General features: G+C 54.3%; 27 protein-coding genes. 23 read left to right on the plus strand and 4 right to left on the minus strand.

Annotated features, from left to right (window positions below; genetic code table 11):
- Positions 1-28: 28 nt before the first annotated feature.
- Entirely contained in the window at positions 29-664 is a 636-nt protein-coding gene (locus K5R33_RS18780; RefSeq protein WP_220750625.1) for a cation efflux transmembrane domain-containing protein, read from the minus strand.
- A 73-nt stretch (positions 665-737) separates the two neighbouring features.
- Here K5R33_RS18780 and K5R33_RS18785 point away from each other — a divergent pair, with 73 nt between their 5' ends.
- The 9 genes from K5R33_RS18785 to K5R33_RS18825 all read left to right on the plus strand — a co-directional run bounded on the left by K5R33_RS18785 (position 738) and on the right by K5R33_RS18825 (position 7,372).
- Positions 738-1,154 (plus strand): MerR family transcriptional regulator, encoded by a 417-nt coding sequence (locus K5R33_RS18785; protein WP_220750626.1) that lies wholly within the window; start codon positions 738-740, stop codon positions 1,152-1,154.
- 206 nt (positions 1,155-1,360) lie between these two features.
- Positions 1,361-1,906 (plus strand): recombinase family protein, encoded by a 546-nt coding sequence (locus tag K5R33_RS18790; RefSeq protein ID WP_220750627.1) that lies wholly within the window; start codon positions 1,361-1,363, stop codon positions 1,904-1,906.
- Positions 1,907-1,920: 14 nt separating this feature from the next.
- On the plus strand, positions 1,921-2,667 hold the full coding sequence (locus K5R33_RS18795) for a helix-turn-helix domain-containing protein (RefSeq protein ID WP_220750628.1): 747 nt from the start codon (positions 1,921-1,923) through the stop codon (positions 2,665-2,667).
- A gap of 131 nt (positions 2,668-2,798) precedes the next feature.
- A complete protein-coding gene (locus tag K5R33_RS18800) occupies positions 2,799-4,643 on the plus strand; it encodes a type IV secretory system conjugative DNA transfer family protein (RefSeq protein ID WP_220750629.1) in 1,845 nt (614 codons plus the stop codon).
- Positions 4,640-5,512 carry an AAA family ATPase gene (locus K5R33_RS18805; protein ID WP_220750630.1) on the plus strand — a complete coding sequence of 291 codons (873 nt, stop codon included), beginning with the start codon at positions 4,640-4,642 and terminating at the stop codon, positions 5,510-5,512. The genes K5R33_RS18800 and K5R33_RS18805 overlap by 4 nt, the downstream gene beginning before the upstream one ends.
- Before the next feature lie 23 nt (positions 5,513-5,535).
- Positions 5,536-6,129 (plus strand): hypothetical protein, encoded by a 594-nt coding sequence (locus K5R33_RS18810; RefSeq protein WP_220750631.1) that lies wholly within the window; start codon positions 5,536-5,538, stop codon positions 6,127-6,129.
- A gap of 12 nt (positions 6,130-6,141) precedes the next feature.
- Positions 6,142-6,588, plus strand: coding sequence for a DUF3768 domain-containing protein (locus K5R33_RS18815; protein ID WP_220750632.1), 447 nt, complete (start codon positions 6,142-6,144; stop codon positions 6,586-6,588).
- 86 nt (positions 6,589-6,674) lie between these two features.
- Positions 6,675-7,022, plus strand: a complete 348-nt coding sequence (locus tag K5R33_RS18820) for a hypothetical protein (protein WP_220750633.1) — start codon at positions 6,675-6,677, stop codon at positions 7,020-7,022.
- Positions 7,019-7,372, plus strand: a complete 354-nt coding sequence (locus tag K5R33_RS18825) for a hypothetical protein (protein WP_220750634.1) — start codon at positions 7,019-7,021, stop codon at positions 7,370-7,372. The genes K5R33_RS18820 and K5R33_RS18825 overlap by 4 nt, the downstream gene beginning before the upstream one ends.
- A gap of 144 nt (positions 7,373-7,516) precedes the next feature.
- Here the strand turns inward: K5R33_RS18825 and K5R33_RS18830 are convergent, their stop codons facing one another.
- Positions 7,517-7,861, minus strand: coding sequence for a hypothetical protein (locus tag K5R33_RS18830; RefSeq protein ID WP_220750635.1), 345 nt, complete (start codon positions 7,859-7,861; stop codon positions 7,517-7,519).
- A gap of 480 nt (positions 7,862-8,341) precedes the next feature.
- Between K5R33_RS18830 and mobQ the strand changes: the two genes are divergently transcribed.
- The 7 genes from mobQ to K5R33_RS18865 all read left to right on the plus strand — a co-directional run bounded on the left by mobQ (position 8,342) and on the right by K5R33_RS18865 (position 16,124).
- Positions 8,342-9,910, plus strand: a complete 1,569-nt coding sequence (mobQ, locus tag K5R33_RS18835) for a MobQ family relaxase (protein WP_305067762.1) — start codon at positions 8,342-8,344, stop codon at positions 9,908-9,910.
- A 166-nt stretch (positions 9,911-10,076) separates the two neighbouring features.
- A complete protein-coding gene (locus K5R33_RS18840) occupies positions 10,077-10,784 on the plus strand; it encodes a nucleotide-binding protein (protein WP_220750637.1) in 708 nt (235 codons plus the stop codon).
- On the plus strand, positions 10,785-11,186 hold the full coding sequence (locus K5R33_RS18845) for a hypothetical protein (RefSeq protein ID WP_220750638.1): 402 nt from the start codon (positions 10,785-10,787) through the stop codon (positions 11,184-11,186).
- A 23-nt stretch (positions 11,187-11,209) separates the two neighbouring features.
- Positions 11,210-12,406: a replication protein RepA gene (locus tag K5R33_RS18850; RefSeq protein WP_220750639.1), complete on the plus strand. Its 1,197-nt coding sequence runs from the start codon at positions 11,210-11,212 to the stop codon at positions 12,404-12,406.
- Between the two features lie 930 nt (positions 12,407-13,336).
- Positions 13,337-14,140, plus strand: coding sequence for a sce7726 family protein (locus K5R33_RS18855; RefSeq protein ID WP_255576528.1), 804 nt, complete (start codon positions 13,337-13,339; stop codon positions 14,138-14,140).
- Positions 14,137-15,093, plus strand: a complete 957-nt coding sequence (locus tag K5R33_RS18860; protein ID WP_255576527.1) for a sce7725 family protein — start codon at positions 14,137-14,139, stop codon at positions 15,091-15,093. The genes K5R33_RS18855 and K5R33_RS18860 overlap by 4 nt, the downstream gene beginning before the upstream one ends.
- A 35-nt stretch (positions 15,094-15,128) precedes the next feature.
- Complete coding sequence (locus tag K5R33_RS18865) at positions 15,129-16,124, plus strand: RES family NAD+ phosphorylase (RefSeq protein ID WP_220750641.1); 996 nt, start codon at positions 15,129-15,131, stop codon at positions 16,122-16,124.
- A gap of 143 nt (positions 16,125-16,267) precedes the next feature.
- Here K5R33_RS18865 and K5R33_RS18870 read toward each other — a convergent pair whose 3' ends face one another.
- Positions 16,268-16,828, minus strand: a complete 561-nt coding sequence (locus K5R33_RS18870; protein ID WP_220750642.1) for a Crp/Fnr family transcriptional regulator — start codon at positions 16,826-16,828, stop codon at positions 16,268-16,270.
- Between the two features lie 65 nt (positions 16,829-16,893).
- Between K5R33_RS18870 and K5R33_RS18875 the strand changes: the two genes are divergently transcribed.
- The 6 genes from K5R33_RS18875 to K5R33_RS18900 all read left to right on the plus strand — a co-directional run bounded on the left by K5R33_RS18875 (position 16,894) and on the right by K5R33_RS18900 (position 20,111).
- Positions 16,894-17,490, plus strand: coding sequence for a hypothetical protein (locus K5R33_RS18875; protein ID WP_220750643.1), 597 nt, complete (start codon positions 16,894-16,896; stop codon positions 17,488-17,490).
- Positions 17,491-17,554: 64 nt separating this feature from the next.
- Positions 17,555-17,890, plus strand: a complete 336-nt coding sequence (locus K5R33_RS18880) for a hypothetical protein (protein WP_220750644.1) — start codon at positions 17,555-17,557, stop codon at positions 17,888-17,890.
- Positions 17,891-18,415 carry a DUF411 domain-containing protein gene (locus tag K5R33_RS18885; protein WP_255576529.1) on the plus strand — a complete coding sequence of 175 codons (525 nt, stop codon included), beginning with the start codon at positions 17,891-17,893 and terminating at the stop codon, positions 18,413-18,415.
- Positions 18,415-18,879 carry a c-type cytochrome gene (locus tag K5R33_RS18890; protein ID WP_220750645.1) on the plus strand — a complete coding sequence of 155 codons (465 nt, stop codon included), beginning with the start codon at positions 18,415-18,417 and terminating at the stop codon, positions 18,877-18,879. Before K5R33_RS18885 ends, K5R33_RS18890 begins: the two co-directional genes overlap by 1 nt.
- Positions 18,880-18,891: 12 nt before the next feature.
- Positions 18,892-19,236, plus strand: a complete 345-nt coding sequence (locus K5R33_RS18895) for a copper resistance CopC family protein (protein ID WP_220750646.1) — start codon at positions 18,892-18,894, stop codon at positions 19,234-19,236.
- The gene (locus K5R33_RS18900; RefSeq protein ID WP_220750647.1) at positions 19,233-20,111 is read left to right on the plus strand and encodes a CopD family protein; all 879 of its coding nucleotides are present in this window, start codon (positions 19,233-19,235) and stop codon (positions 20,109-20,111) included. Before K5R33_RS18895 ends, K5R33_RS18900 begins: the two co-directional genes overlap by 4 nt.
- 4 nt (positions 20,112-20,115) lie before the next feature.
- On the opposite strand, the gene K5R33_RS18905 is transcribed toward K5R33_RS18900, so the two are convergent.
- On the minus strand, positions 20,116-20,388 hold the full coding sequence (locus K5R33_RS18905; RefSeq protein WP_220750648.1) for a metal-sensitive transcriptional regulator: 273 nt from the start codon (positions 20,386-20,388) through the stop codon (positions 20,116-20,118).
- Between the two features lie 152 nt (positions 20,389-20,540).
- On the opposite strand from K5R33_RS18905, the gene K5R33_RS18910 reads away from it, so the two are divergent.
- Positions 20,541-21,326: a MauE/DoxX family redox-associated membrane protein gene (locus tag K5R33_RS18910; RefSeq protein WP_220750649.1), complete on the plus strand. Its 786-nt coding sequence runs from the start codon at positions 20,541-20,543 to the stop codon at positions 21,324-21,326.
- Positions 21,327-21,647 lie beyond the last annotated feature (321 nt).

Genomic DNA, 21,647 nt, shown 5'->3' on the forward strand with positions numbered 1-21,647 from the left:
TTCTCTCTAAGCCGCCACAGTGTTCGATTTAAGCCTCTGCGTGAGTATGGTTTTCGCTTTGCCGCCGCTCTGCCAAGGCTTGGCGCACGATTTGGAACGCGGAGGACATGAACAAGCTCGCCATAATCGCAGCGACGATAAGGTCAGGCCATCCCGTGGCTGTTCCCCAGACACCCAGAGCCGCGAACATCACCGCTACATTGCCGATGGCGTCATTGCGAGAACAGAGCCAGACCGAGCGAACGTTCGCGTCCCCATCCTTGTAACGGACGAGCAGGAGGACGCTTGCGAGATTAGTCAGCAGCGCGAAGAACCCGACGATGCCCATGATTTCCGCTTCTGGGACGCCGACATAGAACACGCGGTACAACGTCGATCCGAATACCCAGAGACCCATTAAAAGCAAACTGATCCCCTTGGCCAAAGCCGCGTTCGTCCGCGCACGGATTGAGGCACCAATCACAGCGAGCGAGATACCATAGGTCAGCGCATCCCCGAGGAAGTCGAGAGCGTCGGCCTGAAGGGCCTGTGACTTTGCGTAGTGACCCGCAGTCATCTCAACGACGAACATCGTCGCGTTCAACGCAATGACGATCCACAGCCGCCGTTTGTAATCATCCGACACGCCGTCGAACTTGGCGTCATGCCCGCAACATCCTGACATTGGAAAGCCCTTTTGAATCTGTCTTGAGCATAGTGTAGTGTCTCTAGTGACTAGAGGTTCAAGAGGTATTTTCATGTTTTCTATCGGAGAGCTTTCAAAGCGTACGGAGGTCAAAGTGCCGACCATCCGCTACTATGAAGAAATGGGCTTGCTCTCCGAGCCTGAACGCACCGAAGGAAATCAACGGCGCTATGATGTGGCGGGGTTGGAGCGCCTAAGCTTCATTAAGCACGCACGCGATTTGGGTTTCTCGATTGAAGCGATCTCCGAGCTGATTGAGCTTCAAGGTCACCCGGATCGGTCGTGTCAGGCCGCGACAGATATTGCGGTCTCACAGCTTTCGGATGTGAGAGCCAAGATCAAACGGCTTCGCGCACTTGAGAAGGAGCTGGTTCGGATTTCCAAAGGCTGCGACGGTGAAGGCGTGTCGCAGGATTGCTACGTGCTAGCGTCCCTGGCTGATCATGAGCTTTGCCGTCACGAACACTGATTGATCGTACCTTCACGCGTTTTTTGTCAGCTCAAATAAGCCGCGCAGCGTTGCTACCCAATGATTGGGGTAGGCACAGGGGTTAGACCTTTTTGGTGCAAAACTCATACTTTTTGCACCGCTTGCGTAAATCCAGGAAAACCAAAGGTTTCGGGTGGTGCGTTTTTACGGTGCAAAATACGTTTGCGATCTGATACACTTTTCCTATGAAAATCGGATACGCGCGTGTCAGCGACCCAAGCCAAAATCTAGACCGTCAGATTGCTGCCTTGCGTGCAGAAGGTTGCGAGAAGATATTTTCTGACAAGGCGACTGGTAGGACCGTCAGAGGCCGACCGCAGCTTGAGAAGGCCATCGATGCCTTAGGAACTGATCATGTCTTTGTGGTTGCTGAGTGGGATCGTGCGACCCGCTCTTACACAGATGGCATCAAGATAATCACCCGCATCGCTGAGCGCGGTGCATTGGTTCGCGTTTTAGATCGTGAATACTTTGACCTGACCACTGATATGGGAAAGGCTCTGTTGGGGCTTCTTTCGGCCATTGCCAGTGACGAACGTGAGCGGATCGTACGACGAGCCAAAGAAGGCCTTGAGCTGGCGCGCTCCAAAGGTGTGCGTCCTGGTCGCAAGCCCAAGCTTACCGAGCATCAACGTCGCCGAGCGTTGGAACGGTTGGCAGCGGGTGATAGCGCTCGTGAGATAGGGCGGGATTTCGGTGTTTCGCACAGCACTATTGTTCGCTTGAAGTAAATTAGGGTCAGCAGTTGTCACAGAAACAAGAATATAAAACAGCAGAGAAAGCGAAGTCTGACCTAAAAAGATCGGGTGCGAAAGCCAGGGAAAAGAGTGAACCTGGAGTCCAAGAGCCGAGTGGGAAAGGCATTAAAACCGGAGAAGTTTTCTTTGATGAGTTGGGTAGGCTCGTTCTACACCCAGTTGAGATTATGTTCGATGATGATTTGCGCAACGAGAACTTTGTTGGCGCAGAACACCAATTTCTTCAGCTATTGCGTCTGTTTAGTGACGGACTGTTTGATCCAGATAACCCTAAGGAGCTTTCAGGAGGGCAGTTGAACCAGTTTCTTCGGATCGTTTCAGTTTACGATAAGGTGTTTTTTTTGAAAGGTGAGTACAAGGGCACCTTAAAGGACTCGGTGGTTCCGAAAGTACTGAAAGAGACTATTGGAATAATTAGGGCGTACTATGATATAGTAGGAGCTGGTTTTAAGACAAAGTATGAATGGCGACCCACAGCCTCACAATATTTGAGTGATACAGAAGATTTAAGAGCAGTAATTACACCGGTATTTTCTTTAGAAGCTAGTCCCCAAGTGTTGGCAGAGCGTTTGCGCGAAGCTCGGAAAGCCAAGGGCTGGTCACAGACAGAGCTGGCAAACGCGATGGGTCTGAAGTCCAAACGCGCGGTGCAGAATCTTGAAAACGCTCGTGACGGTGTGACACTCAGCTCTATCCGCAGTGCTATGGAAGCACTTGAAATCAAAGAACTATAAATTGGCACCCAAATGGGTGCTTCACTAAAGCACCCATAAGTGGGCATTTTGGGAGTACCAGCTTAGCCTGGTGAGTCGTCCATTGCGGTGACATGCGCATGGCTCCGCCCCAGCCTAAAGGGGTGCAACATATGGCGCAGATCGTGCCTCAGATTGTCGAGATCGGCGTTCCCGTCGTGAAGTCAGTCGTCATGGTGGGAACAGCAAACGCTGTCTTCCGCACAGTTGTTTTCACAGCTCTCAAGACATTCGGTGCTTACGATCCCAGGTGGGATGAACACTGGCCGCGCCTGCCCTGGCGCATGTTCTGGCGTGCCTGGACAGCCTTCAAAGAGTGGAAGGAAGAGAACTTCGGCAGCGGGGTGCCTTCGGCTGGTAAAGCAGGGGCGCTCGCCCATCTCGCCCTGACATACAGCGTCGGACACAGCCTCATAGGCAAAGCCCGTCTGCCTTTGGGAATTCCCCATTACAGCTTGGTGGGTGAGCCGTCAGAGCGCCACAAAGTCATTGTCGCGTCCACGCGCTCAGGCAAGACGCTGCAACTGAAAACTGAACTGGCGCTGATGCCGCGTGATGCATGTGCCATCATCACAGACCCAAAGGGCGAGATCACAGAAGAGGTTGGCTACAAACTCGAAGAGCTTGGCCATGAGCTGTGTGTTCTCGATCCGCTGAAGACAACAAGCCGACCCTCGCAGCGGATTAACTTTCACCGGCAAGTTGATTTCATCAATCAGCGCTTAGGCGACGATCGGACCACGATGATCTTCGATCGGATCGCCAGCATCTTCTTTCCCCCAGGTACGAACGAGAAAGAGTTCTTCCAGAATATGGGCCGCGAAGGTTGGGCGCGGATCAATTGCTTTGCCAAGCTCACCATCCGCAATTCCAGCATGGTCGATGCCCGGCGGTTCTTGCAGCAGGGATTTATCCAAGAAGCTGACGGCGATGCAGAGCTGGCCATGACCATGCTCTGGAAAGCGATGGAGCAGTGTGCCGCTTACGACGGCTACGTGTCGTCATTCGGCTCACAGATGCTTTCGATGGATGACCGCACGCGTGAGAGCGTTCTGGCCACCATTCGCAGCAAAACCGCGTTTTTGGACCATGACCATGTGAAGGCGGTTTCACAGGGGAATGACATCAATCTTTGCGATCTGAAGGACGCAAAGAAAAACCTTGTCGTTACAATCGCCGCGCCTGTCGGCGATATGCGCACCACGTTGCGCCCATGGATTGGATCAATCGTCTCTCTGTCCCTGGCCGTGATGGAGTGGGTCGAGGGCGATCTCAAGACCAAGACCAGATTCATGATCGAAGAAGCTCAGGCCATCGGTGGCCAAGCGCTTCCTGGGCTTGGTGATACCGCCGCTCTTATGGCTGGCATGGGCGTGCAGCTCACATTGGTTGTCCAGGATATGGGTGGCTTCAAAAAAGCCTTCCCAGACGACTACATGTCCATTCTGGGCAACGCTCAGCACGTCGTTTTCATGGCCACCAATGACCCTGAAACCTACGACTATGTTGCCCACAAGGCGTTCGGCGAGACCACGGTAAAGCGCAAGAAATGGTTCATTCCGTTCCTGTGGACCGTGGCGAGCTGGACGAAGCCAGTCGTCACACCTGATCAGGTGCGCCGGTTCCTTGAGGCTGGCCGCAACAATGCTGTGGTGATGCGCAACGGCAAGCGCAGCATGTTTGTCAAAATCGCCAAGAGCTATGAAACCTTGCCTGTTTGGATGATCAATCCGAGCAAAGCGCATGGTGAATCCGCCCTGCGTGCTTTCACCCGCACGCTTCTTGGGTGCCATCCCAAACAGCCCCGCAAGCAGATCGAGCGGCGTCCGCGTCCGCTTCCCCTGCCCTCTCCGCAAATGGTGCAGCGCGCCCGTGTTGCCCGTCAGAGAATGCTTCCGAAGGCAGCGGTGCGCCGTCTCATCCAACAATCCAAAACCAACCAAAGGAGGTTTCAATGACCGGATATCACATCCCCGAACACCTGACCGAGGAAGTTCAGGCTTTCCTATTCATGAACGCATCCCGACGCGTGAACCGAATGTTTCCCGTGCCGCCGATGCTTGCACTCGGAGGGCCACCCGGATCGGGGAAGACTACTGGTGTGAAGGAGACTTGCACGCGGCTCGATGTGCATCTCGATGTGCTGCCATCTTCAATTCTCGGCGGCGTCTACGCGGGTCAGTCATCGATCACGCTGCGCGATGCCATCAAGCGGGCAAGCCAGTCCGAAGCATGGATGAGCGCTATTCTCATCGATGACCTGGATATGAGTGAGGCGCGCGTTGATGACGCTTTGTCGAACACTGTCAGCTCGCCGCTCTTGAATGGCACACTGATGGCGTATGCCGACAATCCGTTTGAGCTGAAAACCCATGATGATCCGACGGAGAAAGAGGCCGAGACGCTTGCGTTAGAACGCCCTCCGGTCATTTTCATCACCTGCAATGATCTCAGCAAGCTCTACGGGCCGCTGAGACGCAACATGCGCATGGTCCATGTAGAATACGACCCACGGGGCCAGGACGCCGTTGCCATAGTGCAGGCGATGTATCCGAAGACCAGCCCCGCAGACATCAAGAAGCTGGTCGAAGCTTACCCGGATGCGTCGATAGCTTTTTTCCGAAACCTCGGAATGGCTGTCGCGAAGACCCACGCAAGGCGCTTTGCGCGGTCGATAAAGACCCGCCTCTTCAATCCAGATTTTGCACGTCTTGCCCGTGATCTCGAAGCAGCAGCGACAGGCGCAAGCTTCGAAGAGCTAGCCACAGCAGCGCAGGCTTTGAGCCTGACCGAGGACGACAAAAACCACCTGAAATCTGTCGCTTAACAACCATCAAAGGAGGAATTGACATGGCCGTAAAACAAAAGGTCATCCCGCGTGCAACGGTGCAGACCATCACGCGCGCAAGACTACTGCAAAACACCGCCCAAGAGGTTCTTGAGGTGTTCAAAGACTACCACGCAGGGCATGCGCAATGGATCATAGATCGGCTGGACGTCATCATTAAGCACCAGCTCTTGGCAGGCTTTGAGCTGGTTGCCTACAGCGGTGATAAGCCAGCCACCTCTGTCCAATTCGGCTTTGATTGGAAGACGCATAAGGTCCAGCAGGAAATCAAAAATGAGATCGACATTTCTGGCCTGAAGGACGGCAAAACCCATGCGTCCACTGGCCGGGTGGTTGATGTGGTGCGCAACTACCTGGGCCAGGTGAACAGCTCAGTTCCGAATGTCAGTTACGAAGTATGGATCATCCGGAACAACAAGGTGCGTCGCGAGATGGGCGCTGAGCAGTACTACGATCTTCTCGGGTGCGAGGGCAGCGTTCAAAAGGAAATCGAAGACGCTCTTTACTATGGCGCAATCGCTACCATGAAAGCCGCGCGCCGTGCTCGCAAAGTGCTCTTCCCTGGTGCGGAAGAAGCTTCAATGGACATCCGATAGGGAGACCCAGACATGAGCTTTGATCTTGAGAGCTTGCTCAATGAGGTGTCGCGTGGATTTTCCGACATCGAGCGTGAATTTGGTGGGAAGAAGGCCCAGGAGCCGCCCGATCTCACGGTTCACACGACTTCACTCGCATCAATCAACGATGCGTTTCGTGCGGCTGAGGGTAATGCCGGCATCGCCGGCATGTGGGTTCTCAGTCCTGGTCTGGAAGAACATGGAGAAGCGATCACCGCTGATATCTGCGCTCTTGTGCGCCAGCATGATGGCTTTGATCCATCGGACCAAGAACATGCCTTTGGCCTGGTTGTGCATCCAAGCGTCGGTGAGATCGTTTGGCAGATCGACTATTTCGCGGATGAAAACTGCGAACAGCCAGCCACGGACCCGATGAGCACCGATCAATCCTATCGGGTCTTAAGCGTGTTCACAGCGAGCGAAGTCGAAACCGCCTAATGCGTCAGGTCAGTCCACAGGAGGCCGCTTGGCGCTTTCTGTGGTCTGCTCAGCGCGCATCATCCATTCATAGAAAGACTGATATGATGACCAAGGGAAATGGACCCGTCGATACCTTTCAAGACTACCCCGTCGAAATCGCTGTGTTTGAGCGCCAGGGCGAGAACGGCACCTGGCACAACGCCCAAGTGAGCAAAACCTACAAGGAAGAAGACGAGTACAAGCGGACAAGCAGTTTCACCCGCAATGATCTTTTGAAACTCAATGCCCTCTTACCTCAGGCTATCAACCGAATGCAGGAGCTTGCTCAAGAGCAGCGTGAACAACCCGACAAGCGACCAGTCCAGGACATGGACACGATCAGGCGGGACGCACAGGCTCACAGAGCGCGCCAGGCGCAGCGTCAGGGTCATGAGCAAGGCCATGAGATATGAAACGCCCTACCCCCAACCATTGGCCGCGTGAGGGCCAGCACAACCCCGTCACTCGTGACGGGGTTTCTTCTTTTGAGAGGGCGCGTAGAGATCACACGGTAGAACTCGACTACACCATTGGCGGCACAGTCGAGACCCAGGTTCATGCCAGTGTTGAAGCCGCCCGTCAGTACGCCGTCAATCGTGGTCATCGCATCTTGCAGCATGTCTCCAATGATCTTGGAGACAATGCACAGCAAGCCCTGCGTAAGCCGCTCGCAGTAGACTTCGACCTGGTGCGTAAAGAGGCTGAGCAGCACCGTGCTACACGGTCCCAAAGCCACATCCAAGATCGGGACGTAACACCCTAACCCTGTATGGGAAGAGCTGGCCTATCTGATGCCTGTTTCGCCGGAGCCGCCGTCACGTTGCCCTCACCAAACCAGGGGCAATGTGATGGGGGTGGAGGTGAAGCAGGCATTTGCTTGTTTTGCTGGTGAGCTTGAAACCAGCTCTTAGGAATCTGATTTCTTGGCCCGCAATTTCTGGGCAGCTTTGCGTTTGGCGTCTGCCTCATTGATCCGCCGACGATCCGCTTCTGTGAGCGGAGGTAGACCCAGGAACTCGCGGTCGGTATCGCGAATGACCCGGTTCTTTAGGATCGTCCATATGTAGTCATGAAACTCTTCATCGTGTTCAGCGTTGGCGAGAATAACCGCTCCAACGATGACCTTGCGGCGTGCATCTTCTTTTCGCTTCTTGGCTGAGAGGCGAGCTTTGATGCCCTTCTCTCGTTCGGCCAGCTTGGCTCGTGTCTCTTGAAGCTCTTGCAGTCGTTGTTCATCTGTCTTGCGTGCCATCGATCCTCCCTTTGCTATTATGACAAATTTCGTGGTAAAATTCAAATATGGCAGCAGATGTAGGAACAGGATCAGAGATCGAAGTAATCGCGAAGTGCGCACTTATGCAAACTTGGCCTACGGCCACCCTACGGGCTTCGAGTTTGCGTGCGTCGGGTTCCGTCCCGATGACGGGCAGCAATAGTCGATATCAATCTTCCTTTGCTGCGTCGTCCGTTTCAGCCCACGGGGGGCATTCATCGGACGATATGCGTGTTGCCGCAAACCACAAACAGGACTTGGAGACGTGCCTCTCCACCTGTACCGAACCGTGCATTCAAGGGTCTATCGCCACCCCTGAAAACCAGCTCGTGGGGTTTCTCCCTCACACGAAGACCAACCGTCGCCCGTTTGGATGCGCAGCCCGTTTCCCCGGTCTATCAGGACAATCCGCCGTCGGATTGATCACCGCAAAGGACCGTCCTTTGATGCGAGGTGTCTGTGGCGCAGTATAGGCTTAGCGTGAACATGATCGGCAAGAGCAGCGGTCGTTCAGCGACGGCAGCAGCAGCCTATCGCGCCGGACAGCGGATCGAAGATCGGCAGACCGGCCTTGTTCATGATTACACGGCTAAGCGCGGTGTCCTGCACACTGAAATCCTTACGCCAGACAACACGCCCGACTGGATGCTGGATCGCACCGAGCTTTGGAATGCCGTCCACAAGGTCGAGACCCGCAGCAATGCACAACTCGCTCGCGAGATTCAGCTTAGCTTGCCGCATGAGCTGAATGACGAGCAGCGTGTGAACTTGGTCCGGCGGTTTGTCGACGAGCAATGCGTTGCGCGCGGCATGATTGCCGACATCGCCATTCACGCCCCCTCCTCTCATCCGGCAGCAGATGAGCGCAATCACCACGCACATGTCATGCTGACCACCCGGGAATTCGTCGGTGATGCCTGGGCCAAGAACAAGAACCGCGACTGGCACAAGACCGAGATGATTGAGGAATGGCGCGAAGCCTGGGCGGATCACCAGAACCGCGAGCTTGAGCGCATTGGATCATCTGAGCGGGTTGATCATCGCAGCCTTGAAGACCAGGGCATCATGCGCGAGCCACAAAAGCACCTTGGCCCTATTGCCACTGAGATCGAGCGCGACGGCCGGTCCTCTCACCGAGGTAACGAAAACCGCGCCATCGAAGCTCGTAATGGTCTAATGAACGACATCACCCAGGCCGGAAACGTACTCGATGCCAAGGTCGCCTTTGAGCAGCGCAAGCTTGCTGCCTGGCAGGACGCCAAGCGCAACCAGCTTCGTCTTGACCAGGAGGAGCGGCAGAAGCAGTTCGAAGCAACGCTTGCCGAAGACATGACAGCTTTTGAGGCGTCCCTTGATGCTGAGATTGGCCAAACCAAGCAAGGTATCTCGCGCCAACACGAGCAGGTTGCGTCCCGTCTTGAGGTCCGTGGGTGGCGCAAATTCGTTCGCGACATCACCCTAACGACCCGCAAGGACAAAAAGCAGCTTGAACAGCTCGAATATGAACGCGCCCGTGTCCAAGCCGAAGAGGATCGCCAGAGGCAGCTTCAGGAGGGCCAGCAGCAATCGCAGCGAGATATCCGTGCCGCCGAGGAGATGAAGAAGGCCCGGTTGCTCGAACAGGGCCTCAGAAAGGCTCAGGAACGCCGTGAGGACGAAGGGTGGACCATGAAGCCAGGGAAGGGCGTCCAGGCCGCTCAGAGAGCGTCTGAGGGGCAGAATAAGCCCCCTACCCTACCCAAGACGATCAAACCTGACCTTCAAGCTCTTCGTGAGCAGCGTGAGAAAACACGCCGAGAACGCGAACCCGACATTCGGGATCGCCAGCCCTATCGCGAGAAGCAGCGTGAAGATCAGCAGAGCCGAACAGCCGATCCTGGAAAGGGTGAGGCTTCAGGACGTAACGAGCCGAATAAGCCTCTGGATATGGATGCAATCAGGCGTGAAGCTATGAAACACCAAGATCGTAAGCGTTCTGAGAAGCAGGCGCGCGGGCAGGATATCGATGATGATGGCTTGGACCTTTAAGGCTCAGGAAACGGTATACCGTACACTGTATAGGTAAACGGTATACCTGTGGAGTAAACCGTACACTGATTTGGTACACGGTTGACCGTTTGGTGTGAATCTGGCACGCTTGTATCAACAAATCGCGCCTTTCGGCGCAACAACAACAAAATATAGGAATCGAGCAGTGCCAGTCATCACCTTCTTTCAAACGAAGGGTGGGACCGGAAAGACGACATCCGCTTTCCTTCTCGCCGAAATTCTCTCACGTTCAAACAGCGTTACCGTCGTCGATTGTGACCCCAACAAACCATTCGAAGAGTGGAAGAAAGACGGGGGCAATGGTGAGAAGTTTGAGTTCGTTACCGCGCTTGACCCAGATCGCGTACCGCATGAGATCGCCGAGGCATCTGGCAGAAGTGCATTTGTCATTGTCGATACCGAGGGCAGTGCAAACCAGACTGCTGCACGAGCAGCCGCAATGTCGGATATGGTCATCGTGACATCCACGGGCACGCCTTTGGATCAAAAGCATGCGGCTAAGGCGATTAAGTTTGTGAGAACCGCGGCTAAGACCGCAGGCAAAGACATCCCAGTGCGTGTGCTGATGACCAGGCAAAAGGCTGTTGGCGTCTCTCGCACGGTTAAGCAGGCCATTGCCAATATGCGCAATAGTGGCGTTGAGGTTCTTGATTGCCAGTTGATCGAAAGGGATGCGTTCGCCGCCTTGTTTGGCTATGCAAGTTTGCTGTTCGATCTCGATCCGAAGAAGGTCAACGATCCAGGCCGAGCATATTTCAATGCACGGGTCTTCGTGAACCAGGTGCTTGCGGCGCTGCGTCCGGTGGCAGAAGGGCAGGGCGCAAAGTCCAAAGCAAAGCAGGAGGCCGCATAAATGGACACGAAGCTACATGACCCCTTTGCTGATGATGACGAAGCAGACGCCTTCGCAGCAAGCTTTGCACCAACTCCAAAGCCCGAGGTTGAACAGCCCCAAGCTAAACAATCCGCCGCGATCACAGCCGCCGATTCCGTCGCCGCTGATCAGGGGTTCACGGAGCGTAAGCGCAAGAAGAAATCGACCTTCATTCGCTCAGACAACTTCCGCACAGGGCGCAATGTGCCGCTCACTGTGAAGGCCCGCGCAGAGACTGGCCAGGAGCTGGAGCAGATGACCAAGGACCACAAATGGGTCAAAGGTCAAACCTTGCAGTATGCGCTTGATGCTTTACGCGAGAAGCTCAACGATCCACAGGATAGTTTCTGGGAAACCCATAATTTTCACGGCGTAGACTGACCGATCCTCTAAGACTGAATCTAATGAAAAAAAATAAGAACCAGATCGCAGACTTCGACAACATCACAGCAGCAGACCTCGCGAGCGATGAAACGCTCGGGCTACTGTACTGTGAAGCCGTGCGTCGTGGATTCTGGACTAATGATGCGGGCAGGGCGCTTGATTTCTTTTCATTTGCTGAGAAGGCTCTCGCAGAGGACAAGCAAGGTACACCTGGCAAGCTCTTCTACGCGCTGATCAAACGCAAAGACATGCGCTTCATCACTGACACCATGGAAGATCAGGCACGGGCACGTCTTGGCGGGGGTGCACACAGCTTGGTAGAGCGTGCCGCTGATTTGACGCTCACAGCCCGTCCGGTGCCCCAGGACACGCAAGACGCGCTGTTAGGCCGTGACATCGGCTATTATCATGGCGTGATGATGCAATGCTTCCTACCGCAGAAGGAAATGCCGCTCGATCACCGCGACTGGAAGGTTCACCACGGGAATGCATCTCTGGTGGTCCGTGCGGGCCTGATCGCTGACCGTGACAACAAAGGACAGTTTGTTGATTGCGCTCTGCCATCTGGTGCTAAAGCCCGCCTGATTATTCCGTACATCATCGGCTATGCTGTGCAGCGCAATACCCGAGAGATCGATATGGGCAGGTCTCTTCGCCGCTTCATGGAAAAGATGAACATCCCGATCACGGGACCGAACGGCAAAGCTTTGACGCGCGAAGTCCAAAACGTCGCGTCGGCTGACTTTGTGATTGGTGGTTGGGAAGAGGACAAGGTGACAACCAAGAAGGCGAGCATCGCCGAAGAGCTGACATTCTGGCTAGAGAAGCATCCCGATCAGCAAAGTTTCTGGCGTCCTGAGATGATCTTAGACCCGCGCTTCTTTGACGCCATCTCAGAACGTCGCGTGCCCGTCGATATGGGCCATCTAGTGAAGCTTCAACGAAGCCCGCGCCGCATGGACTTGTATTGCTGGCTGTCATACCGCACGCCTCTCATTCGCCGCGACAAGACGGTTAAGATCAAGCTTGAACATCTGCAACCGATCTTTGCGCCGGAGATCACCACACCAAAGAACTTCAGGGCGAAGTTCAAAGGAGACCTTCAAGCCATCTCTCGCATCTATCCGGGTTTCAAGATCGAGCTGGAAGGCGACATGCTTGTGCTGCGAAAATCGCCGCCGCCTGTTCCGGCCAACGTCACTCAGTTACTTTGCTAAAACCGTGTTAAAGTGTATCCGGCCAATCCTGCAGGATTCCAACGGTTTACGGCCACTAGCCGTGTTAAAGTGTATCCGAAACCGTGTTAAAGTGTATCCCGATTTCTCAACAATGCCCCCGCAAACCATTGTTGAGAAACGGTTTTGAGACATCACGCCTCTTGGCTTATATGAATCCCTTAAAGGGATAATATCTTATATAGAGAAGCGGACATCGCCATAGGCGATGAACCTAAAGGAATTCGGCGATCAGCTCGCTCACGCTCGCCGCCGAATGCTCTTTTATCGGCCAGTGGTGAATGATCTCCCAGAATATTCACCATCCTTCTTGTGGAGAGGACACCGCAAATTGCCTTCGAAGAAGGGCATGTGGATTTGACAGCGCTTGAATGACAACCGTCAGTTCTTGTGGACAGGGTAGGTCGGTTTTGCTCTGACTCTCACCAAAGCAGAGGGGTACGTTTCCCGCCAGCTTCATGCCTACCGTCAAAGCTTATGATCATCTATCCAGAACCATGCCCGCAAGGACGCTGCGCGCCAACAAGTTGGTTTTTAATCCTTGCAGACAGAACCATGGATAGCTGAACAACGCTTCTTGCGACGGCGGCTCAGACGAAGCAGGGGAAAACACAGACCACCAGCTCTTACCCAAACGGGTAAACGTTCTAAGGTTCCGGCCAGGCCGTTAGGGCAGGGTGGACTTACTTCGACCCCTCATAGGGGTGTAAGGCGAATACGGGGTGCAACAAAAAGGAAATTTCCTTTTGAAAACAATATCACACGCCTTTCCAAGGTGTGCTTGATTTGCTACTCTTAAAATGAGGAAAGTAGCAAAAAATGAATAATAACAGCGCAATAAGTGCATCGGCGGTCAGTAGGTTCTTCTCTCGATCAGTGATAAAAGAGCTGGCGAAGACGGGCCGGTCTCCAATGTTCGCCAGGTTGCTCGTGGAGTCTGGAATTGACCGTGAACTCGCCGAGAGTGTGACAATCGGCGAGGCGTTCGAGTGCGCGTTTGGCTACCTTCGACAAACAGAATTTCGTCACGAGTATGCGTACAAAGCGGCACTGACACATAAGGTCCTCTTGGGGACGCATTCCCTCAACACAGCATCGATGATGACAGAATTTCGTGTCGGTCGATGCAAGGCCGATGTTGTCATTCTCAACGGCACCGGGACTGTCTATGAGATCAAGTCCGAGCGAGATAGCCTGAGCCGCTTGGAGCGTCAGATCGACGAGTACCGAAAGGTTTTCGCGTCGGTCAACGTCATCGTCGGTGAGAACCATCTGGCCTCTGTTCTCGATGCAGTGCCTTCGGATGTTGGTATTCTAAGGTTGTCTGGTCGGTATCAGATCAGCGAGATCAGAGCGGCACAGAACGCACCAGAACGCACAGATGCGGCAAGCATCTTTGATGTTGTCAGTACGCGGGAAGCGGGCCTCATCTTGAAAGACCTTGGTTATGATATCCCTGACGTGCCCAATACCCGCCGGTATCAGGCTTACTTGGAAGTCTTCAGGACTATCCCGTCCACGCAGGCGCATTGCGCCATGGTGAAAGTGCTCAAGAAAACCAGAACACTCACACACCTTGCGCCGTTCATTCAGGATTTGCCTGTCTCACTGCAATCTGTTGCCCTAAGCACCAAAATATCAAACATTGAATTCAGTAATTTAATTGAGGTTCTCAGAGCGCCTTTGGTCGAGGCAAAAGGATGGGCAGTTAGTTGATCTATTTTCCTTATTTTAGGGGCAAGCAATACGAGCTGATTACGATCAGAGAGAGCGCCCCCACGCTCAGCGCAAGCAGCTTTGTTCCCATTGTAGAGCCAGTCAAATCTCAGCTCAGTGGTTTGAGTAAAACGATTGATACCACCCTTGAGGAAGGGGCGAGTATTATCGTGATTGTGAATCCCCGGATCGGAGATTTCTCAGGCTCCAATGCTGAGCTGGTGAACCTGATCAACGAGAAGCATGGCGAGGATAAGCAAGTTATCGTCGGCGTCTTACTGGATGAGTCCACGACGCTCGAACAAGCAAGTGCAATCATCGACACCTTCGAAGGCCACGACATTGCATTAGTACATAGCGGGTTTTCTCAGTCGAAAGCCCTGGCCGCCGCAATCGAAGGCAATGACGCAATCGCTTTCAGCGTCTTTGAGGATGGGAAATCCGGCAAGCTGTATCAGATGCACTTCAAGCACCAGCAACACCGAGTGCTGTTGAGAGATGGGTTTGAGAAAAGACGCAACGCTGACCACCCCAATGTGGAGGTGTTTTCGGACCTGCATCTCACCTACGGTCTGGAAGGGACGACAGGGTTTGCCGACTTTCTCATGGTCGGCGATGACTACCAGGAAAGCGGTGGACCGGCCTACACTGTTGCAATTCATCTGACCTACATAAATGCCGCCGACGACGACATCATGTATATCCGCCACTTCAAGTCGGATCGGCAGGATACCCCAACTGACCCCGCCGGTAAGTTTGCTGAAGCTCTGGCGAAGCTAATTTCGCATCTGGGTTCGCCAGACAACCAGTACTACGAGACATCAGCGATAGCCGAGTTTAGAGAGCTTCATGACAAAGGGCATTACCCTGGTTTGGGCTACGTGAAGAAGCTCGCCATGAAGCATCATATCGAGACCTTCGCACAGTACTTTGAGGATAATCCGGCCCAGTGATGTTGTGTTGCCCAGAGTGTTTTGGGGACGCAGGCTTGCGAGATCAGATTATCCCCCAACGATCATCACAAACAGGAACCTGCCCGACCTGTGGCGCTGAGAACCAGCCGCTCGTCAGCGCACGTGAGCTAGCGAACTTCTTTGAGTTGCTGTTGACTATCTATCCACGTGCCGAAGAAGGGAAGTCGTTGGTAGAGTGGCTGAGCGCAGATTGGTGCCTGTTCAACAATCCTAATATCTCTGACGCGCAAGCACAGATTTTGCTTGGAGAGATATTTGACGATGGCGAGATTGTCCGAGGGCAGTTCGGTCTGTCAGAGAGCTGTCGCACTGACAGCTTGGAGCGGTGGCGGGCGCTGACTGAAGAACTCAAGTTCAATAATCGCTACTTCCCAGACAGCGTGATCGATACTGACCGGTTGGAGCAAAACTACCTTCCAAGCCTCATCTTGCGTGATGATGAAAAACCTGAAGTTTGGTATCGATCCAGAATTGAGAAAGATGGGCAGCCGATTCCCATCGAGAGTATGGGAGCACCCCCGGCAAAGTTTGCGAGTTCGGGGCGCGCTAATCCAATAGGAATCCCATACTTGTATCTTGGATCGACGGTGGAGACGGCGATTTGTGAGGTGCGTGCGCAACCAGGCGAGATCGTCAGCGTTGCTGATTTTGTTCTCAATTCTGGTCTGAAGATTGTTGATCTGCGTGCGCCCAGAACCCTAGTTTCGCCATTCCTGGAAGAAGATGAAGGCAGCATCGCGCTCCTGCGTGGAGACATCGACTTCCTGGAAATACTCGGCAAAGAGTTGGCAACCCCGGTCGTTCCTGATGGCGCCGCGATCAACTACATTCCTAGCCAATTCTTGTGCGAGTTCATCAAGAAGTGCGGCTTTGATGGTGTGGCGTATAGCAGCTCATTGAGTGATGGTATGAATGTCGCTCTGTTCATGCCTGAGAAGGCCACAGGTCGGTCAGTTGCTGAATATGAAGTTGCTGGTCTATCGTTGGAGTATCGTCCATTCGCGCGTTAAAGGACAAACAAGGATGGATAAATGTTGGGGTGCCGGTTAGTCCTATTGTGTCAGCGGACATCCATGGAGAGCGCATAAAATAGCGGCGAGGAGCCCAGACTTACTAAGTTCCTGCGGCTTGACGAATGAGGACGAAAACTTGCCTAGGCTCTGGGTGGATCACGCCGCCGACGTTTAGCTAGATCACGATATAGAGCGGGCGGCGTCACCCCGATCCAATCAGCGACGCGCACCCAGTCGCCTTCACCTGGGGGGCCGAAGAGTTCGAGGTAAGCGTCCAGACGATCCGTCACCTTCCGCAAACGCATGATCTCAATGCGGGCGCGCAAGGTCTGTAACTCTTTCGCTGTTCTTTCGAAAGCTCTGACCGAAAGATGGTTGGGCGAAGAAGAGCTATTTAGCAGCGCTACCATTTTGGCCCTCTGGATTACGGATACTGTCGTCGCCGTATCCGTCACGGCGTCGCAATGGTAACGCTCCGCAAAGAGCGATGCTTCGGCGACGAGATCAGTTGCATTGGCACTGTGTAGCGTCAAATGCCCGCCGTCTCGTAACGCCCGATGAAGGGAGACCCGCCCTTCACGAACCAAGAAAGCCCATTCGATTGTATCGCCACGCCGAAACAGCGTTTCGCCTTGTATCAGCGTTCGTTCCGGTGCGCCGTCAAAACAGTGAAGCCAGTGATCTGACATGATTTCTATCATGTTCTGTTTTGCACGAGCTGTGCAATGGCTTGGATCCAATTATGGACCAATCGAGGACTTCAAATATGGCAACCAAGCCTTACGCGATCCTTTTAATGATCTTGCCAGTTGTTGCGTTTGCCCAGACTCATGATGGAAGCCATGGATCGACAGTCTCAACTTACGCCGGTGAAGAAACGCGCTTGATCAAGTCCCTATCGGAACAGGACTTGGTGGAGATCGCTCAGGGTGGAGGATGGGGGCTTGCCCGAGCTGCGGAGCTCAACGGTGTCCCGGGGCCGACTCATCTCCTCGAACTTTCGGAAGCAATTGGTCTTGACGAAGACCAGTTAGCCGCCGTTGAGGCGATCAGGACGCAGATGCAGACAGATGCCATAACGGCAGGGGAGCGGTTCGTCGCGGCTGAAGAAGCGTTAGATGCTGCCTTTCAACAAGGTGCGCCAGACGCCGAGACTCTTGAGCGGCTTGTCATGGAGGCAGGTGAAGCGCGGGCAGCTCTCCGCCTCGTTCATCTGAATGCGCATCTGTTGACTTTGCCTTTGCTGACAGACGCCCAAGTCCGCCGGTATTCGGTCTTGCGCGGATATTCAGATGATCCTTGCGCCTCTGTTCCCGACGGGCATGATCCAGAGATGTGGCGCAACCATAATGGATGCAACTAGGATCGGCAGCGGCGGCACACCCTCGTGACTTGTCAAAACCAGATACCCCCAGTAGGTATCTGGTATGCTTCGCTTAGTGGTGTCGATCATTCTTGTTGTTGCATTCGCCGGTGCATCCACCGCATCTGTGATGCATGGCTTGAACCACGGATCGGATCACGCCGACCACCACGCTCAAATGACAGAAAACGACCTGTTGGCTGATGCTGAGAAGGCGCTTACTGACTGTTGCGATACCACGAGCAGCATGGGATCAACGCCCTGTTTTGGTGATCTTGTAGCCACATCTGCGATTTCGTCAGTCAATCCCGCAAGCAGAACGGCCAATGATGTGCTGCACGCTGAAGTCGATTTTTCGAACCTGACACTGGCTGTCCCAACCGGTCCTCCGAAAGCCTGAATGGCAACGGGCGTTGCCCGCAATCCATTCATTTTTCAAATCAAAGGACCGATAGACATGATCACACGTCGTCACTTCACCACTCTGTCCGCAACTGCGCTTGTGGTGGCTGCTATGCCAGCCCGTGCAGGAACGCCTATGCACGTTCTCACCTCGCCGGGCTGCGGATGCTGTCACGCCTGGGCTGATTTGGCCCGCGCACGCGGCTACGCTGTCACTGTTGAGGAGCTGACCGACCCCGAGGCACAGAAGTCAGATCGCGGCATTCCGCTTGAGCTCGCATCCTGCCACACCATTGAAGCCGACGGTTACGTCTTTGAAGGGCATGTTCCATTCGAAGCATTGGAAGCCGTTCTTCAAGATCGACCGGCCATCACAGGGCTTGCTGTTCCAGGTATGCCTATTGGGTCTCCTGGTATGGGCGATGACCCGTCCGCTCGTTACGATGTCATTGCATTTGGCGGAGAGGCTGGCACAGGCACCGTGTACTATCGCGCGGGCACAGCTCAGCCGTTCGAAACCTGATGGTAGGTCGCAAAACGGTTCTTATCACCGGCGGGCTTGCGCTCGCCGGTTTAGCCGCAGCATTCGTTATGGCGCAACCCGTTGATACGGTCGGACTCTTGACACCTGACGACGCCGAAGTGGTTGCTCTGGGTCAAGACATCTACGCTGATCAATGTGCTGCCTGTCATGGTTCGCGCCTTGAGGGGCAGCCAAACTGGCGCATTCGTGGGGAAGACGGTTTGCTACCTGCACCGCCGCACGACGCCACAGGGCATACATGGCACCACAACGATGAAACGCTCTTCACGCTGACCAAATATGGGTTGGCCGGACTGATGGAGAATGCCCCCCCATCCGGTATGCCTGTCTACGAAGGTGTGCTCAGCGATCAAGAGATCATCGCTGTGTTATCTTTCATCAAATCAACCTGGCCCGATGACCTTCGTGAGTATCATGATGAACTGAATGCCCAGTCCGAATAGAGGAAAATTCAAATGATTAGACAAACTCTTCTTGGCTTGGCCGCAGCCATTGCTCCCGTAATTGCCTTTGCCCACACTGACTCGGAAGGGACGACGCCAGCCGATGGAACAACCGTCTCAGACGTGTCAGAGATTTCAATGCGGTTCGATGATCCGATGCGCATCATCTCTGTCACGCTGACCTCACCGGATGGCGATGTCGAAATTGAACGGGAGACTGGAATGGAACCCGCCAGAGAGTTTCGTGCAACGCCTTTGGAAGAGCTTGCGCCCGGAAGCTACCGCTTCGACTGGCGTGGCATGGCCTCAGACGGGCACCCGATGCAGGGCAGCTTCTCTTTCACAGTCTCGGAGTGACCGGACTGGCTCCTATCGACGGTCTTGCCGTTCTGGCCATCTTGGCAAAAGCGATTGGCTATGGCGCAGCACTGGTCGCCATGGGCGGTGTGCTATTTTCGACGGTTTTTGCAACGCGTGCTGACGCCCCCGCGCTTCGCACTGCGCGACAGCTCGCGGTTGGCGCGGCGCTCGTCGGGCTAGCCGTGCTGGCCTTGCGCTTCGGCATCAGAGCAGCTCGGATATCTGGGATGGGCTTTGAGGGTGCGGCAGACCCGATGATGCTTGGGTTTGTTTGGGACAGTCCACTTGGGACCGCCGCTATTTGGCGTGGCGCAGGCGACCTTGCGATACTCGCGATTTTGGTTCCTCGTATTGGGCACTGGATCGCTTTGGGGGGCTCCGTTGCCGTGGCGATATCCTTTACTCAAGTGGGACACGCTCTTGGGGAGCCCAGGGCCGCTCTGGCGGTCTTGCTGGTGCTACACCTTCTGGCCGCTGCTTTCTGGGTTGGAGCCCTCGCGCCTTTGCGCCGCACGGCATTCTTGCCTATTGGGGCTGATTTACTGCACCACTTTGGCAAGATCGCTGTCTTTGGTGTGGCCGTCCTGGTGATTGCTGGAACAGCGCTCGCATATCTACTTTCGGGTTCCTTGGCCGCCTTGTTTGGAACAGCGTATGGCTTGGGGCTTTTGCTTAAAGTAGGGGTTGTCTCCGCCTTACTTGGTTTGGCTGCGCTGAATAAAGTGAGACTTGTCCCGGCCCTGCGTGCCGGGAAACCGGGTACAGCAGATGCGCTACGACGATCTATTTCGTTGGAGATGCTAGCTGTTGCTCTGATCCTTTTGGCAACAGCAATGATAACCACTGTGACAACGCCGCCGATCAATCTCTGACGGCTCAGCCGCGCGCCTTGTCGAGCAGCTCAAGCAATTCAGTGAATTTTGCCCGCTGATCCTCCCGATCACCAGAGGCGAGCGCATCTTCGATACAATGGGATGCGTGATCATCGATCACGAGCTTCTCGACACCCTTGAGCGCCGCGCGCACGGCTGCGATTTGCGTCAAAACGTCAACACAATAGCGATCCTCTTCCACCATTCGCGCGATCCCACGGACCTGACCTTCTAGGCGTTTGAGGCGTTTTAATGTGGCTTCACGGTTTTCGTGCATGGCGATCTTTTCGCATGGTGTCCGTCGGAAAGTCGAGTGAGCGCAAAAACAAAGCCCACACCCTTACTCATATACCCTAGGGGGGTATATAGAGTTTCGAGATCAACTACTCAACTTATTCTTGAATATGAAGCGCTGAGATGGAGAACGCCATGCCGAAGGACACCCGCGATATCGCTGACGTAGATACGCATCCGGCTGATGCGGCGGTTGGCAAAACAGCAGTGCTTTACAGAATGGCCCTGCCTGATCACCTGTGCCCGTCCGGGCAAAAGGCGCGATGGCTTCTCGAACGTACGGGCTACCAAGTCGATGATCGTTTATTCCGAACACGCGCCGAAGTGGATGCCTTCAAGGCTGAGCATAAAGTTAAGACGACACCGCAGGCCTGGATCGAGGGCGAACGTGTTGGTGGCTATACGGACCTTCGCGAGAAGCTTGCGGGCTGGGACCCCAAAGCAACTACTTATCGACCCGTTTTGTATCTGTTCGCGGTTGCTGCACTCACCGCAGTCGCACTCTCTATAGGGTCTCTTGGCGCGATCACCTGGCAGACACTCGGCTGGTTCATCTCGGTTTCAATGATCCTTCTTGGCATGCAGAAACTGCGCGATGTCGAGGGCTTCACTACGATGTTCCTCAACTACGATTTGCTTGCACGAAAATGGGTGCCTTATGCCTATGTCTATCCATTTGTGGAAACCGGCGCGGGTATCCTTATGACAGGAATGATCCTTACTTGGGTGTCCGCACCCGCAGCGCTCCTTATCGCGAGTATCGGAGCAATCAGTGTGTTTAAGGCAGTCTACATCGACAAACGCGAGCTGAGATGCGCCTGCGTTGGTGGAAGTTCAAACGTTCCACTTGGTTTCGTGAGCCTGACTGAAAATCTAATGATGGTGGGCATGGCAGCCGTGATGCTTTGGCTGATGCTTTGAATTTTGTGATTTTCAGTCAAGGCTGACTTCAGAATGTAAACTGTGATCGGCAGGTTTGTCTCGCAATGCCGAAGCTTTTTGCCCGTCGGAGTGAGCGCTGACGAGCCGCGCAGCGTTACTACCCAATGATTAGGTTAGGCGCAGGGGTTTGACTTCTTTGGTGCGAAACTTGTGATTTTTGGACCAGTTCGATGACTGAACCAGCCCCCGTTTCACCGGATACCTAAGCGGTTTCGGTTTTGGCTCTGATGAACTCGCGAGGCGGTTTCTCTCTAAGCCGCCACAGTGTTCGATTTAAGCCTCTGCGTGAGTATGGTTTTC

Origin of the sequence: Jannaschia pagri, assembly GCF_019655435.1 — a bacterium.
GTDB lineage: Bacteria > Pseudomonadota > Alphaproteobacteria > Rhodobacterales > Rhodobacteraceae > Jannaschia > Jannaschia pagri.

Excerpts from the sequence above, each read along its gene's own strand:
- K5R33_RS18780 (WP_220750625.1), bottom strand. The coding sequence starts at position 664 with ATGTCAGGATGTTGCGGGCATGACGCCAAGTTCGACGGCGTGTCGGAT.
- K5R33_RS18785 (WP_220750626.1), top strand. The coding sequence starts at position 738 with ATGTTTTCTATCGGAGAGCTTTCAAAGCGTACGGAGGTCAAAGTGCCG.
- K5R33_RS18790 (WP_220750627.1), top strand. The coding sequence starts at position 1,361 with ATGAAAATCGGATACGCGCGTGTCAGCGACCCAAGCCAAAATCTAGAC.
- K5R33_RS18800 (WP_220750629.1), top strand. The coding sequence starts at position 2,799 with ATGGCGCAGATCGTGCCTCAGATTGTCGAGATCGGCGTTCCCGTCGTG.
- K5R33_RS18805 (WP_220750630.1), top strand. The coding sequence starts at position 4,640 with ATGACCGGATATCACATCCCCGAACACCTGACCGAGGAAGTTCAGGCT.
- K5R33_RS18810 (WP_220750631.1), top strand. The coding sequence starts at position 5,536 with ATGGCCGTAAAACAAAAGGTCATCCCGCGTGCAACGGTGCAGACCATC.
- K5R33_RS18815 (WP_220750632.1), top strand. The coding sequence starts at position 6,142 with ATGAGCTTTGATCTTGAGAGCTTGCTCAATGAGGTGTCGCGTGGATTT.
- K5R33_RS18820 (WP_220750633.1), top strand. The coding sequence starts at position 6,675 with ATGACCAAGGGAAATGGACCCGTCGATACCTTTCAAGACTACCCCGTC.
- K5R33_RS18825 (WP_220750634.1), top strand. The coding sequence starts at position 7,019 with ATGAAACGCCCTACCCCCAACCATTGGCCGCGTGAGGGCCAGCACAAC.
- K5R33_RS18830 (WP_220750635.1), bottom strand. The coding sequence starts at position 7,861 with ATGGCACGCAAGACAGATGAACAACGACTGCAAGAGCTTCAAGAGACA.
- K5R33_RS18845 (WP_220750638.1), top strand. The coding sequence starts at position 10,785 with ATGGACACGAAGCTACATGACCCCTTTGCTGATGATGACGAAGCAGAC.
- K5R33_RS18850 (WP_220750639.1), top strand. The coding sequence starts at position 11,210 with ATGAAAAAAAATAAGAACCAGATCGCAGACTTCGACAACATCACAGCA.
- K5R33_RS18855 (WP_255576528.1), top strand. The coding sequence starts at position 13,337 with ATGTTCGCCAGGTTGCTCGTGGAGTCTGGAATTGACCGTGAACTCGCC.
- K5R33_RS18870 (WP_220750642.1), bottom strand. The coding sequence starts at position 16,828 with ATGATAGAAATCATGTCAGATCACTGGCTTCACTGTTTTGACGGCGCA.
- K5R33_RS18875 (WP_220750643.1), top strand. The coding sequence starts at position 16,894 with ATGGCAACCAAGCCTTACGCGATCCTTTTAATGATCTTGCCAGTTGTT.
- K5R33_RS18880 (WP_220750644.1), top strand. The coding sequence starts at position 17,555 with ATGCTTCGCTTAGTGGTGTCGATCATTCTTGTTGTTGCATTCGCCGGT.
- K5R33_RS18885 (WP_255576529.1), top strand. The coding sequence starts at position 17,891 with ATGGCAACGGGCGTTGCCCGCAATCCATTCATTTTTCAAATCAAAGGA.
- K5R33_RS18890 (WP_220750645.1), top strand. The coding sequence starts at position 18,415 with ATGGTAGGTCGCAAAACGGTTCTTATCACCGGCGGGCTTGCGCTCGCC.
- K5R33_RS18895 (WP_220750646.1), top strand. The coding sequence starts at position 18,892 with ATGATTAGACAAACTCTTCTTGGCTTGGCCGCAGCCATTGCTCCCGTA.
- K5R33_RS18905 (WP_220750648.1), bottom strand. The coding sequence starts at position 20,388 with ATGCACGAAAACCGTGAAGCCACATTAAAACGCCTCAAACGCCTAGAA.
- K5R33_RS18910 (WP_220750649.1), top strand. The coding sequence starts at position 20,541 with ATGCCGAAGGACACCCGCGATATCGCTGACGTAGATACGCATCCGGCT.